Below are 14,299 nucleotides of genomic sequence, written 5' to 3'. Positions count from 1 at the left end.
GCAAAGCAGTAGCATCGGAAAGAATAGTTTCCTATATTTGCGTTCAAAACCCCCAAACAAATTATCTATCATGAAAAGCTTAACACTCCAACGGATTGCCGCGGTAGACGTATTCCGCGCACTCACCATGTTCCTCATGCTCTTTGTCAACGACATTCCCGGACTGAAAAACGTGCCCCACTGGCTGATGCATGCCAGGATGGACGAAGACATGATGGGATTCTCCGACACCATCTTCCCTGCTTTCCTTTTCTGCATGGGCATGTCCGTATCCTTTGCCATACAAAACCGGTACAAAAAGGGAGACAACACCCTGCAAGTCGTGGCCCATATCTTCTGGCGGACAGTGGCACTGATTGCCATGGGACTGTTTTCACTGAACAGCGGAGGCATCGAAGGCGGCCTCTCGCACCCATGGTTCTCCATCCTGATGGTCATCGGTTTCTTCCTCACCTGGGGGGTATATCCCAAAGCGGTAGGAACGAAAAAGGTCCTTTTCACCGCAATGAAAACAGCAGGCGTGCTTCTGCTTGCCTTCCTCGTCATCTACAAGGACATGAACGGGAAACCGTTCCAGATAAGCTGGTGGGGCATCCTCGGACTTATCGGCTGGACGTATGCGGTATGTGCAGGCATCTATCTATTCACTCGGGAGAACCTGCGGAAGAATGCCATTGCCTGGTTCGTGGTCGTATTGCTTGCCGTAATCAGCCATTCAGACCTGATACCGGGAGAGTACGGCAGCCGGATTATCCTGCTTCCCTTTATCCCGAGTGACTGGACACTGCATGCCTTCGGTATGTCCGGCGTACTGACCTCCCTGCTCATGCAGCGCTATGCCGACCGGGAACGGCCGGGACGATTCATCGGCATGCTTTGTGCCCTCGGCGTAGGAATGCTTGTCCTTGCCCTCGTCTCACACCCGTTCTGGATTATATCCAAAATACAAGCCACGCCGACATGGTTGTTCTACTGCCTCGCCATGTTCTTCCCGCTGTTCGGCTTCTTCTACTGGCTGACGGACGTGAAAGGCAAGACCAATTGGTTCGATATCATCAAACCTGCAGGTACGGCAACGCTGACCTGCTATATTATTCCTTACATCTGGTATGCTGTCCAGCAACTGCTGCATCTGCACTATCCCGAAGCATTGGGAAGCGGCGTGCCGGGACTGATCAAGTCCCTCGTGTTCTCGCTTGTCATTGTCGGGCTGACCGGCTTGCTGGTGAAAGTAAAGATTAAACTGAAAGTATAATGTTGAAAGTCCAAACACCCAACGGTGAAGACAAGGTGCTGCTGCATTCGTGCTGCGCACCTTGCTCCTCTGCCATCATCGAGTGCATGCTGGAAAACGGCATACGCCCCACCGTATTCTACTGCAATCCCAACATCTATCCGCAGGCGGAATATGAGATAAGGAAAGAGGAGGCTATCCGCTTCGTAACCTCCAAAAACCTCGATTTCATCGACGCGGACTACGACTATGCACACTGGCTGCACACTATAAAAGGACTGGAAAACGAGCCGGAACGTGGCAGCCGATGCCTAAAGTGCTTCACACTGCGCCTGACAGAGACAGCCCGCTACGCCTCCGAGCATGGTTTCTCCGTATTCACCACTACCCTCGCCTCTTCGCGCTGGAAAAGCCTGGAGCAAATCAATGAAGCCGGACGCCGTGCCGCCGCGCTCTATCCGGATACCCTCTTCTGGGAACAGAATTGGCGGAAAGGCGGGCTCCAGGAGCGGCGCAACCAACTGCTGAAAGAGTATGACTTCTACAACCAGCAGTATTGCGGCTGTGAATTCAGCATGCAACGGTTGGAAAAGAACGAAACGATATAAAATCGGCCGGATTATGTACGATATCGTACTAAAACTAGGTACGTTTCTCGTAACTTTGTTTCATGTTAACAATAAGAACTAAAGAAAACATGAAGAAACTGACTTTTACATTATTCATCGCCCTAGCAGTGGCATGCCTCTTTTCAGTTCCCTGCAATGCCAAGGGAAAAGCAAAACACGTAGTTTTCATCGGTCTTGACGGCTGGGGTAGCTACAGTGTTCCCAAAGCAGACATCCCCCACATCAAGCAACTGATGGCAGACGGTTCTTATACATTAGAAAAACGGACTGTACTTCCCTCCTCCAGCGCCGTCAACTGGGCAAGCATGTTTATGGGGGCAGGTCCTGAATTGCACGGATATACGCAATGGGGCTCCAAGACTCCCGAGCTTCCGTCACGCGTACTGAACCAGCACGGCATATTTCCTACCATCTTCCAGCTGCTACGTGATGCCCGGCCGGAAGCGGAAATAGGCTGCCTGTATGAATGGGACGGTATCAAATACCTTGTAGACACTCTTGCCTTAAGCCACTATGCGCAAGCGCCCGACTACAACAAACATCCCGAAGCCTTATGCGGTATGGCAGAAAAGTATATCAAGGAGAAACAACCGACCCTTCTTGCCATTTGCTTTGACAACCCCGACCATGTAGGCCATCAAGCCGGACACAATACTCCTGAATATTACGCCAAACTGAAAGAACTCGACGGTTATGTGAGCCGCATCATCCAGGCCGTTACAGAGGCAGGCATGCTGAAAGAAACCATCTTCATCGTTACTGCCGACCACGGAGGCATTGAAAAAGGACATGGCGGCAAGACCATGCAGGAAATGCAGACTCCCTTCATCATCTCCGGAAAGAACATTAAGAAAGAAGGCGAATTCCACGAAAGCATGATGCAGTATGACGTTGCCTCCACCATTGCCCACATCTTCGGGCTGAAACAGCCACAAGTATGGATAGGACGTCCTATGTTGCAGGTTTTCAAATAAAAAAAGCGGTCAGCGATAAATGAGCGTCGAAAGATAGTCCTCGGCAAACATCTCGTTCGCCACCTCTAACAGAGCTTCCGAAGTGAGCTGTTCAATGCGATGGAACACGGCTTCGGAAGTTTCGCATTTATTATAATGCAGGAAAGTCTTTCCCATACCCAGCGCATTGTTCTCATTATTATCCGAAGCTACACCGATTTGCCCGATAAGCTGCTTCTTGGCGGCCGCAAGCTGCGAGGAAGTCATCCGGACATCACGCAAGCGTTTCAATTCCTTATATACCAGGCGGGTGCAGTAGTCCAAATCTGCAGGGTCGCAACCGAAGTAGATGCAGAAAGTTCCCGTATCGGTATAGGAAGTCAAGTTGGATTCTACGTTATAGACCAGCCCACGACGTTCACGGAGAGAGACGTTCAAGCGGCTGTTCATGCCCGGGCCACCCAAGACATTGTTCAGCAGGTAAAGTGCGGTGCGCTTGTCATCGTATGCATTATATCCCCGGCTGCCAATCATGACATGTGCCTGGTGAGTATCCTTATGCACTACAAGATGCTCGGGCACATAAAGGGGAGGCGGAGTACGACCATAATGCACCGGTGTTGCCGGTATATCCGCCAGAAGTTTTTTTGCCATAAGCACAACTTTCTTGAAACTCAGATTGCCCAGAACAAAGAAAACCATATTGTTGGGATGGTAGAAGCGGGCAGTGAATGCGGCAGCATCCTCACTGCGAAACTGCTTTAACTGCTCGGGATTGCCAAGAATGTTGCGTCCCAGGGGATGCCCCCTGAATATCAAGTCCTCAAAATCATCGAAGATTAGCTCGGAAGGGTTGTCTTCGTAGGATTGTATCTCGTCGATAATCACCTCTGTCTCCTTCTCTATCTCGCGTTGCGGAAAGGTGGAGTGGAATACAATATCCACCAGAAGTTCGAAGGCACGGCCGAAATGCTCGGTCAGGAAAGCAGAGTAAATCACCGTCTCTTCCTTGTTGGTGTAAGCGTTGAGGTCGCCGCCCACATTCTCCATGCGGTTCAGAATGTGCCATGCCTTGCGCTTGGCGGTACCTTTAAATATAAGGTGCTCCACAAAATGCGCCATACCCTGCTCGTTTTCAAGCTCGTCGCGCGTACCCGCATCTACGGCAAAACCACAATAAGCCACTTTGGAGGCTGAGGGTTCGTGAATGATGCGCATGCCATTGGGCAGGATATATTGATTGAAAGTTGGCAGTAAATTTTCTTTTAAGTTCTTCATTCTGACGTTTCAAACTATTTGAGGCGACAAAAATACAATAAAACTTATTGCCGTTTATAGAAAATTGCAGATATTTGCAATTGCTATAATTTTAAGCACATTAATCAAATTAGCACATTAAGTATGATTGCATCCATTCAAGAGCTTTTGCAGAAAGAGGCACAAGCCGTACTGAACATTCCAGTGACGGACGCTTATGAAAGAGCTGTAGAACTCATCGTAGAACAAGTGCACCGCAAAAAAGGGAAACTGGTAACTTCGGGCATGGGCAAGGCAGGACAGATAGCCATGAACATCGCTACCACCTTCTGCTCTACCGGTATTCCGTCCGTTTTCCTGCACCCCAGCGAAGCACAGCATGGTGACCTCGGCATCCTCCAGGAGAATGACTTGTTGCTGCTCATCTCCAATTCGGGCAAAACTCGTGAAATCGTGGAGCTGACACAGCTGGCACATAACCTGAACCCGGGACTGAAGTTCATCGTCATCACCGGAAACCCCGACAGCCCCCTGGCACACGAATCCGATGTATGCCTTAGCACCGGAAAACCCCAAGAAGTATGCGTATTGGGCATGACGCCCACGACTTCGACCACTGCCATGACCGTCATCGGCGACATCCTGGTAGTACAGACCATGAAACAGACCGGATTCACCATTGAAGACTACTCCAAGCGCCATCACGGCGGTTACCTCGGAGAAAAATCAAGATCGCTATGCGTAAAGTAATAGGTATCGGAGAAACCATACTGGACATCATATTCCGTGGCGAACAGCCCACAGCAGCCGTTCCGGGCGGTTCGGTATTCAACGGCATCGTTTCACTGGGACGTATCGGTGTTCCCATCTGCTTTATCAGTGAAACGGGCAACGACCACGTGGGCAATATCATCCTCAACTTCATGCGCGAGAACAATATTCCCACAGACCATGTCAATGTGTTCCCCGACGGGAAGTCCCCCGTATCACTCGCTTTCCTGAACAACCGGAGCGATGCGGAATACATCTTCTACAAAGATTATCCCAAGCAGCGCCTGGACGTGGAATATCCGCAGATTCAGGAAGACGACATCGTAATCATAGGGTCGTACTATGCCCTGAATCCGGTACTGCGCGACAAAGTGGTGGAGCTACTGGAACGCGCACACGACATGCATGCCATTATCTACTACGATCCCAATTTCCGTTCGTCCCATAAAGAGGAGGCCATCAAGCTGGCTCCCACCATCATCGAGAATCTGGAATACGCCAACATTGTACGCGGCTCGCAAGAGGATTTCTTCTATATGTGGGGCCTGCAGGAGGCCGACAAGATATACAAAGACAAAGTAAAGTTCTACTGCCGCAACTTCCTCTGCACAGCCGGCGCGGAGCAGGTTTCATTGCGCACCGGCACGATTTCCAAGGAATATTCCATCCCCCCACTGGAGGCGGTCAGCACCATCGGTGCAGGAGACAACTTCAACGCAGGCATCATCTTCGGGCTGCTGAAACATAATGTACGCTACGAGGACCTCGATACCATGGACGAGGCTACTTGGGACCAAGTTATCCAATACGGCATTGAGTTTGCCGCCGAGGTATGCAAGAGTTTCAACAACTCCGTTTCAAAGGAATTTGCAGAAGCACGAAAATACCAGCCATAGACACCCTTACAAAAGGGTGTTCACCACAGATTACATGGCCTGAAAATCCATGCAATCTGTGGTAGAACAGCTTCCGGATTAACAAAATTCTCCCGCTTTTCCTTTCATTTCTGCTTTTTTTTTGCTTTATTTGTCTATCCTTTATACCTTAAGCATTCGCGCTATGAATACAAAAGGAAGCAGACAGCACTCTCCAACCCCTCCTAAGCAGAAATGGCAAAACATCTGCCTTGCCTTGTGCATTCTTTTAGGAATACTCGCCTCTTGCGAAACAGAAGAATCCTTCTATCAACCCCGATTCCCGGCAAACGATGTCCCGTTGACCCGGCAAGCGTTATTCAAGCCGGAAAACTTCTTTGCCTACACCGACTCTACCCTAAAAGCCGTGATTTCCGCACTACGCAGAGTGGAAGAAGAAAAGCATTTCACCGCTTCTTTCCTGTTGAAATACGGCATTCCTCTCTGGAACTTCACCTATAAATTGACTGGAGAAGAGACCTGTATCTTCGTTCCCCTCTACCGCCTTGACAAGCCACACTGCATCGATGCCATCTGGCTGTTGCACATCAAAGACGGATGGATGAAGTTTTTTCCATTGAAGCGTGATGACGAACTCATAAGAGAAAGCGACCAAGTGTTCATATTCGACTTGTTAAGCTATCTAGTATTTGGCGAAGAGAATGCGCAAGGACTCACATTCAAGCCTCATGCCCAGACCCGTTCGGTAATAACCGTCACCCAATGCTGGGATGTATATACCGGACCTAAAGACCAGCTGGAATACAGCTATACCAACTGCGTTAGTCATTCCTATTGGGTAGATGATGCCCTTATAAATAATAGCAACTGGAACAGTGAAGGAGGAGGAAGCGGCGATGTGTGGATTGGAGGAGGAAGTTCAGGAGGTTCCGGCTCTTCATCGGGCACTCCGGCAGGAAATATATTCAAGAAAGAGGCCGACCAAGACTCGCTTTTATGGGTAATCACCGAAAACATGACAGCCCGAATCATGGAAGACTGTTTGGGAGGAGACCTATACAGCCAACTGAAAGAGAAAGTCAAAAACAACAAAATCAATCTGGAATTCGATTTCGGCAAAGGGTATTCCTACAATTGGGAAGAGCATACCTTGCACATCGGATTGGAAGAATTGGAAGCAAACAACCTTCTGCATGAAATGTTCCATGTTTTCCAAACCACACAAGAGCCTATATCATCGTTCAAAAGTTCTATGATGAACAGAGAGATAGAAGCGCACTATGCGCAATACCTGTTCTTACAAAGGAGCGCGGAGTGGACGGACAAAAAACAAGATAAATATGCAAAAAGCCAACGCCTAAGAGCAACAACTTCATTGACTAAATATGTAAATCAGCAAGGTCATGTTACAACTTCATTCTTGGATATCTTTGAAACCTATATATCTAATAATGTCGTTAATGCTTTCCGTCAGGAAGGATACGACAATTATCCATTTAAAGAGTATTCGGATATCACCAATATTTTTCCCAACATAAAATTAACAACTAAAAATTGTGACGAATGAAAAGACTATTGCTTATTACACTGCTTATAGGATACATCTACCCTTGTGTAGCACAGGACAAACCTATCAGAACAGAAGAATCACTTGAAGGAACAGTCATTTATAAAAAGACCACCACTTTCGAGGTAGATGGTTATACGTACCAATGCGACGTAGATGACGGTAGCCAGTTTGTGACTCTTTATAACAAAGAAAACAAACTGACATACGAAAAGATTGTGTATAAAGACACGGGGAAGACATATATTGGCAGCTGGAGTAGCAATGTAATTGAATATGACAGATTCATGAGTCAGCAAGCAGATTTCATAGTAGACCAAGCATTCACCAAAGCCATGGCAGATGAAATTGGGAAAACGGAACTTATGATAACCATGTTGCTCAGTCCAAATACGGGAGAAGTAATGGAAGTGAATTTCAATTTTTTCACCTTTGAGCCATACGCCAAAGTGCCACTACATGTATATAGGGAAATCGAAGTAAAACTGAAAGAACAAATTCATTTTAAACCCATAGAGGAAGGAAAACAACTCAACTACATTATGCTGGCATGGATGCAAAAGCCCCAAGGGAAACTCCCCCCATTACCTCCTCCCGGTTCGCTAATGTAAGCAACATACAAAATTAACAACTAAAAATTGTGACGAATGAAAAGACTATTGCTTATTACACTGCTTATAGGATACATCTACCCTTGTGTAGCACAGGATAAACCTATCAGAACAGAAGAATCGCTTGAAGGAACAGTCATTTATAAAAAAACCACCACTTTCGAGGTAGATGGTTATACGTATCAATGTGACGTAGATGACGGTAGCCAGTTTGTGACTCTTTATAACAAAGAGAACAAGTTGACATACAAAGATATTGTATATAAAGCCACAGGAAAAATATACATCGGTAGCTGGAATGAAAAAAAAGTAATTGAATACAATAGCTCCATGAGTAAACAAGCAGACTTCATTGTGGACGAAGCTTTTACCAAAGCCATGGCAGATGAACTCGGAAAGCGTGAGTTCACAATAACCATGCTACTCAGTCCGGATACGGGGAAAGTAATGGAAGTGAATTTCAATTTCACGACCTTTAGCCCATACGCCAGAGTACCACTGCATGTATATAGGGAAATCGAAGTAAAACTGAAAGAACAAATACACTTTAAACCCGGAGAAGTGGGAAAACAACTCAATTACATCATGCTGTCATGGAGACAAAAGCCCCAAGGGAAACTCCCCCCATTACCACCTCCCGGTTCGCTGATGTAACATTGTAAACCAACCTGCCTATGCACGAAAGAATCTATAGCAGTTTTTTTAAAGTTCAAAAAAGAAATATAAAAGCTTGGCATTGCTGTTACCTTCTGTGGGTAAATTACATATATTTGTGATTAACGACATCAGAGAGGTTACGAATTATGTATAAGAACTTATTGAACTTGCTTGTTTTGGCAGTGCTGCTCCCTTCCTGCAATGGCACTGCCCCTCACATTTCCGTTGTATGCGAAGAAAACAACGTGGGCAACTGCATTGTAAAATGGGAAATGGCCCCCCTCATCAAAGGAAATGTGAAGGTATATGCTTCGACCAATCCCGACCATATCCCCGAAGATGTTCCCGTTGCCGTCGCCAACATCTCCGACCTGAAGATGACTGTCATCACTACCGACCCTACACAACGATACTACTACACACTTGTATTCGCCGACAAATACCGGGTAAAGATTGCCACCCGCAACATCAACATCCCCGGCATACAGAACTTCCGGGACCTGGGAGGCTATTCCTCCTATCCCACCCAAAAGAAAGTGCATTGGGGCATGTTATATCGCTCTGCCGAAATAGACAAGCTGAAACCGTGTTCGCGCAAAGAGCTCAAGAACATAGGCATAAGGACCATCATCGACCTGCGTTCATCTGTCGAAGCGAACAGACAAAGCCCTTTGCAACAGGAATTCAAAGTGATCCATATCCCCATTCCTACCGGCGACATGGAGTATATCCTGAAAGGTGTGCAGGAACAGAAAATCAAGAGCGACACTGTCTACCGAATCGTGGAGCAGATGAACCGCGAGCTCATCAGCAACTACACCAAAGAATACCGCCGGATTTTCGATATTCTGCTGGACAAGAACAATTATCCCGTCGTTATCCATTGCTCGTCGGGCAAAGGGCGCACAGGCATCGTATCGGCACTTGTGCTTGCCTCCCTTGGAGTGGACGAAGACATCATCATGGAAGACTACCGCCTCAGCAACGACTACTTCAACATCCCGGCGGCTTCCCGATACGCCTACCAGCTTCCGGCACGCTCGCAAGAGGCCATCACCACCCTCTTCTCGGCACGCGAGGATTTCCTGAATGCCGCCATCGAAGAAATGGAACGAAGGTATGGAGATACCGACACCTACCTGCAAAGAGGCATCGGTCTGACAAAAGAAGAAAGAAAGAGACTGCAAGACATTCTTTTAACGGATAATTGACAATGGATAATGGATAATGAGTAGCCAATAAAAAACGATTTTATCATGTAATTGCATAATTATCAACCATCAATTATCAATTATCCATTGAAAAGCACTATCTTTGCGCCCGAAATATAAAGATAAAGATATACAGAAGATTTAATGAAGACATTTGAAGAGCTCGGTGTGTCGCCGGAGATACGCCGCGCCATCGAAGAAATGGGTTACGAGCAGCCCATGCCGGTACAAGAGGAAGTAATTCCCTACCTTTTAGGAGAAAACAATGATGTAGTAGCACTGGCACAAACAGGAACAGGAAAGACCGCAGCGTTCGGCCTGCCGCTCATACAGAAGATTAACGTCAACAACCGAATTCCCCAATCACTTATTCTCTGCCCCACCCGCGAACTTTGTTTGCAGATAGCAGGCGACTTGAACGATTATTCTAAATATACCGATGGCTTGCGAGTGTTGCCCGTATATGGAGGCTCGTCCATCGAAAGCCAGATACGCGCCCTGAAACGGGGTGTACACATCATCGTAGCCACACCGGGACGACTGCTGGACCTGATGGAACGCAAAACCGTGTCCCTCGCCACCATACAGAACGTGGTTATGGACGAAGCGGACGAAATGCTGAACATGGGATTCACAGACAGCATCAACGCCATTCTCGCCGATGTGCCGCAGGAGCGCAACACCTTGCTGTTCTCCGCTACCATGAGCCCGGAAATCGCACGCATCTCCAAGAAGTACCTGCGCGATGCCAAGGAAATCACCATCGGACGCAAAAATGAAAGCACCAGCAACGTGAAACACGTAGCCTTCTGTGTACATGCCAAAGACAAGTATGCTGCCCTGAAACGTATTGTGGACTACTATCCGCAGATATACGGCATCATCTTCTGCCGTACCCGCAAAGAAACGCAGGAAATAGCTGACAAGTTGATGCAGGAAGGCTATAATGCCGACTCGCTGCACGGCGAACTGAGTCAGGCGCAGCGTGACGCCGTGATGCAGAAGTTCCGCATCCGCAACCTACAACTGCTGGTTGCCACGGACGTTGCCGCACGCGGCCTCGATGTGGACGACCTGACACACGTCATCAACTACGGATTGCCCGATGACACCGAGAGTTATACCCACCGCAGCGGCCGTACGGGACGTGCCGGCAAAACCGGGACTTCCATCGCCATCATCAACCTGCGAGAGAAAGGCAAAATGCGCGAGATTGAGCGCATCATCGGCAAGAAATTCATTGCAGGCGAAATGCCCACCGGCAAACAGATATGCGAAAAGCAACTGCTCAAAGTGATAGACGATCTTGAAAAGGTGAAAGTGAACGAGGAGGAAATCGCCGACTTTATGACCGACATCTACCGCAAGCTGGACTGGCTGAGCAAAGAGGACCTGATTAAACGCATGGTTTCGCATGAATTCAACCGTTTCCTGGATTACTATCGCGGCCGTGACGAGATAGAGACAGCAACCGGTAGTGAGCGTGGTGCAAGAAGTGGCGAGAGGGGCGACCGCAACGACCGTAGAAGCAGCCGCAAAGCAGAACCCGGCTTTACCCGCTTGTTCATCAACCTGGGTAAAATGGACAACTTCTTCCCCAACGAATTAATCAGCCTGCTGAACAACAATACACGTGGACGTGTAGAGCTGGGACGAATTGACCTGATGCAGAAGTTCTCCTTCTTCGAAGTGGAGGAAAAGGAAGCCACCAATGTAGTGAAGGCCCTGAACCGCGCCAGCTGGAACGGCCGTAAAGTATCCGTAGAGGTTGCCGGAGACGAGGGTAAGGAGGCTCCGAGGGGCAAACGTCCGGGTACAGCCGGAAGCTATGGGAAAAAAGAGTTTGACAGCAAGAAGCGCAGCTACAAGGAAGACGGCAAACGGAACGATGCCACCGGCAAACGCAGCGAAAAGGCCGAAAGTCCTGCAAACGACAAGAAGAAAGGCAAGCCCAGCCGCGAAGAGCGGGGTTACACCAAAGCCCGTGGCAAAAAGGATGACTGGAAACAGTTCTTCCAGGGCAACAATGACTTTAAGGATGCAGAGCCCGACTTCAGTGAAGAAGGGTGGGCAAGACGGACACCGAAGAAGAAGTGATATAAACTATAGAAAAAGGATAGGGTGATAAAACCGGCAGCATCCGCTACCGTTTTATCACCCTATCCTTTTTCACGACTCTTTATCCTTTATTTCGTGCAGCTTTTCGTACTGAATGCAACGAGCATCCAAACCATTTTCTCCTGCTCTTTCAGGTAGCCGGTCATCAAATCTGCCGTCACGTCATCGCCAGCTTCATTTGCCAGTTCAATTACCTTTCTCTCTTCACCAATCAGGTAGCCGTAAGTCTCGAGGATATGGTCCACAGCCTCACTGCCGCAAGAGATGTCGGACACTTCCTTCACGTTGGCAACCTTCAGGTATTCACTGAACTTATTCTCGGGCACGCCACCCAGCATCAAGATGCGCTCTGCAATCTCGTCAATCTTCTCGGCGGTATCGTCATACATACTCTCGAACTTCTCGTGCAGCACAAAGAAGCCGTGTCCCTTGATGTTCCAGTGCATACCGCGCAGATTGGTGTAATGTACCTGGAAGTCGGCCAATAATTGGTGCAATGCTGATGCTACGCCAGCCACTTTCTTTTCATTCAAATGCAAGTAATCTAAAGTTTTCATAATTCTATTGTTTTAAATATTTATACTATTTTTCTTTTGGGTATTGCAAAGATAAGGGGTAAATCAAGGCTTGTCAAACAGATAATTTCTATCTTTGCATAGACGAACTCTATACATAACCTTCAAATGCCTTGTTCATCATGACTTTACAACAATTGGAATACATCCTTGCCGTCAACCAGTTCCGCCACTTTGCCAAAGCAGCCGAATATTGCCGCGTGACACAGCCCACCCTCAGTGCCATGATTCAGAAACTGGAAGAGGAACTGGACACCCGGATTTTTGACCGCAGCCAGCAGCCGGTATGCCCCACTCCCGTCGGTATCCACATCATAGAACAAGCACAGAATATATTGGTTCAAGCCAACCGTATAAAGAATATTATAGAAGAAGAAAAACACTCACTGACCGGCACCTTCAAGCTGGGCATACTTCCCACCGTAGCTCCTTACCTCCTGCCCCGTTTCTTTCCGCAGCTGATGAAGAAATACCCCGACCTCGACATCCGGGTAGTCGAAATGAAAACAAACGACATCAAGAAAGCCCTGCAGACGGGAGAAATAGATGCAGGTATCGTAGCGAGTCTGGCAGGTATGGAAGAGTTGCAGCAGACGCCGTTGTTCTATGAACAGTTCTTTGCCTACGTGTCGCGCGAAGACGCCCTCTTCAACAACGAGGTAATCCGTACTTCCGACCTGAACGGCGAACAGCTTTGGCTGCTCGACGAGGGCCATTGCTTCCGCGATCAGCTGGTGCGTTTCTGCCAGATGAAGTCGGCACGTGCCAGCCAGCTTGCCTATCACTTGGGCAGCATGGAGACCTTTATGCGCATGGTAGAAAGCGGCAAAGGCGTGACCTTCATCCCCGAACTGGCCGTTCTGCAACTGGGCGATGCCCAGAAAGAGCTGGTACGTTCCTTCGCCATCCCCTGCCCCACCCGCCAGGTCGTGCTGCTGACCAATAAGAACTTTATCCGCCACACGCTGCTCGAAGTGCTGGTTAAGGAGATAAAACTTTCCGTACCCAAGGAAATGCTCTCACTGAAAGCAACCCAAGCAGTCGTATAGATTTCATCTATCGCTCCATAAAATCTTTCAATCGGATTTTTTGTTCTATCGGGGAAAAATGCTATATTTTTGCAAACAGAAAAAGCGAAGGTCGGTTGCACCTCAGCATCATCAAGCAAACTGGCTTCTACATTCTGTCTGCACAATCTTCGCATTGGTAAAACAAAAAACTAAACCTATTAAAAGAGAAAAATTATGGAACCGATCATCAACTCACAACTCCCTGAATTCAAGGTTCAGGCTTTCCAAAACGGAAGTTTCAAAACAGTATCCCACGAAGACGTAAAAGGTAAATGGGCCATTTTCTTCTTCTATCCGGCAGACTTTACCTTCGTATGCCCTACCGAGCTGGTAGACATCGCAGAGAAATATGACCAATTCCAAGCAATGGGCGTAGAAGTATATTCTGTAAGCACAGACTCGCACTTTGTGCACAAGGCATGGCACGATGCTTCCGAAAGCATCCGCAAGATTAAGTACCCCATGCTTGCCGACCCCACAGGCGTACTGAGCCGCGCATTCGGCGTGATGATTGAAGAGGAAGGCATGGCATATCGCGGCACATTCCTCGTAAATCCCGAGGGTAAAATCAAGATTGCCGAGATACAGGACAACAACATCGGACGCAATGCCGACGAGCTGCTGCGCAAGGTAGAAGCTGCACAGTTTGTTGCCACACACGATGGAGAAGTCTGCCCTGCCAAGTGGAAGAAAGGAGCGGAAACTTTGAAGCCGAGCATCGACCTTGTAGGAAAGATTTGATAAGTAATAGGAGGAGCGGGCGCTTTCACC

14 protein-coding genes are annotated in these 14,299 nt (G+C 48.1%); 12 read left to right on the top strand and 2 right to left on the bottom strand.

The genetic code is table 11. The features are described 5' to 3' along the window. The first annotated feature begins 70 nt into the window (after positions 1 to 70). The 3 genes from DXD65_RS09900 (at position 71) to DXD65_RS09890 (ending at position 2,837) form a co-directional block, all read left to right on the top strand. Entirely contained in the window at positions 71 to 1,255 is a 1,185-nt protein-coding gene (locus DXD65_RS09900; protein ID WP_117887600.1) for a DUF5009 domain-containing protein, read from the top strand. Continuing rightward, positions 1,255 to 1,842, top strand: a complete 588-nt coding sequence (locus DXD65_RS09895; RefSeq protein WP_008662117.1) for an epoxyqueuosine reductase QueH — start codon at positions 1,255 to 1,257, stop codon at positions 1,840 to 1,842. The genes DXD65_RS09900 and DXD65_RS09895 overlap by 1 nt, the downstream gene beginning before the upstream one ends. Before the next feature lie 89 nt (positions 1,843 to 1,931). Beyond that, entirely contained in the window at positions 1,932 to 2,837 is a 906-nt protein-coding gene (locus DXD65_RS09890; protein WP_008662118.1) for an alkaline phosphatase, read from the top strand. 9 nt (positions 2,838 to 2,846) lie between these two features. Here DXD65_RS09890 and DXD65_RS09885 read toward each other — a convergent pair whose 3' ends face one another. Beyond that, the gene (locus DXD65_RS09885; protein WP_008662120.1) at positions 2,847 to 4,094 is read right to left on the bottom strand and encodes a M16 family metallopeptidase; all 1,248 of its coding nucleotides are present in this window, start codon (positions 4,092 to 4,094) and stop codon (positions 2,847 to 2,849) included. 123 nt (positions 4,095 to 4,217) lie between these two features. On the opposite strand from DXD65_RS09885, the gene DXD65_RS09880 reads away from it, so the two are divergent. The 7 genes from DXD65_RS09880 (at position 4,218) to DXD65_RS09850 (ending at position 11,862) form a co-directional block, all read left to right on the top strand. Continuing rightward, the gene (locus tag DXD65_RS09880; RefSeq protein WP_008662122.1) at positions 4,218 to 4,823 is read left to right on the top strand and encodes an SIS domain-containing protein; all 606 of its coding nucleotides are present in this window, start codon (positions 4,218 to 4,220) and stop codon (positions 4,821 to 4,823) included. Next, positions 4,811 to 5,740 (top strand): carbohydrate kinase family protein, encoded by a 930-nt coding sequence (locus DXD65_RS09875; RefSeq protein ID WP_005833892.1) that lies wholly within the window; start codon positions 4,811 to 4,813, stop codon positions 5,738 to 5,740. Before DXD65_RS09880 ends, DXD65_RS09875 begins: the two co-directional genes overlap by 13 nt. Before the next feature lie 163 nt (positions 5,741 to 5,903). Then, complete coding sequence (locus tag DXD65_RS09870) at positions 5,904 to 7,286, top strand: hypothetical protein (RefSeq protein WP_005833893.1); 1,383 nt, start codon at positions 5,904 to 5,906, stop codon at positions 7,284 to 7,286. Further along, a complete protein-coding gene (locus DXD65_RS09865) occupies positions 7,283 to 7,897 on the top strand; it encodes a DUF5043 domain-containing protein (protein ID WP_005826095.1) in 615 nt (204 codons plus the stop codon). The genes DXD65_RS09870 and DXD65_RS09865 overlap by 4 nt, the downstream gene beginning before the upstream one ends. A gap of 36 nt (positions 7,898 to 7,933) precedes the next feature. Beyond that, the gene (locus DXD65_RS09860; protein WP_005826097.1) at positions 7,934 to 8,551 is read left to right on the top strand and encodes a DUF5043 domain-containing protein; all 618 of its coding nucleotides are present in this window, start codon (positions 7,934 to 7,936) and stop codon (positions 8,549 to 8,551) included. A 149-nt stretch (positions 8,552 to 8,700) separates the two neighbouring features. Then, positions 8,701 to 9,765 (top strand): tyrosine-protein phosphatase, encoded by a 1,065-nt coding sequence (locus DXD65_RS09855; RefSeq protein ID WP_008662127.1) that lies wholly within the window; start codon positions 8,701 to 8,703, stop codon positions 9,763 to 9,765. A gap of 144 nt (positions 9,766 to 9,909) precedes the next feature. Further along, positions 9,910 to 11,862 (top strand): DEAD/DEAH box helicase, encoded by a 1,953-nt coding sequence (locus DXD65_RS09850; RefSeq protein WP_008662128.1) that lies wholly within the window; start codon positions 9,910 to 9,912, stop codon positions 11,860 to 11,862. A gap of 89 nt (positions 11,863 to 11,951) precedes the next feature. Here the strand turns inward: DXD65_RS09850 and DXD65_RS09845 are convergent, their stop codons facing one another. Continuing rightward, the gene (locus DXD65_RS09845) at positions 11,952 to 12,440 is read right to left on the bottom strand and encodes a Dps family protein (protein WP_005826103.1); all 489 of its coding nucleotides are present in this window, start codon (positions 12,438 to 12,440) and stop codon (positions 11,952 to 11,954) included. A gap of 140 nt (positions 12,441 to 12,580) precedes the next feature. Here DXD65_RS09845 and DXD65_RS09840 point away from each other — a divergent pair, with 140 nt between their 5' ends. Beyond that, on the top strand, positions 12,581 to 13,507 hold the full coding sequence (locus DXD65_RS09840) for a hydrogen peroxide-inducible genes activator (RefSeq protein ID WP_005826104.1): 927 nt from the start codon (positions 12,581 to 12,583) through the stop codon (positions 13,505 to 13,507). Positions 13,508 to 13,702: 195 nt separating this feature from the next. Beyond that, entirely contained in the window at positions 13,703 to 14,269 is a 567-nt protein-coding gene (gene ahpC, locus DXD65_RS09835) for an alkyl hydroperoxide reductase subunit C (protein WP_005826106.1), read from the top strand. Positions 14,270 to 14,299 lie beyond the last annotated feature (30 nt).

It is taken from the genome of Bacteroides sp. 4_1_36 (genome assembly GCF_003466325.1).
In the GTDB taxonomy this organism is placed as follows: Bacteria; Bacteroidota; Bacteroidia; order Bacteroidales; family Bacteroidaceae; genus Bacteroides; species Bacteroides uniformis.
The sequence above is the reverse complement of the archived record's forward strand: the minus strand, read 5'-3'. Positions and strand labels throughout refer to the sequence as shown.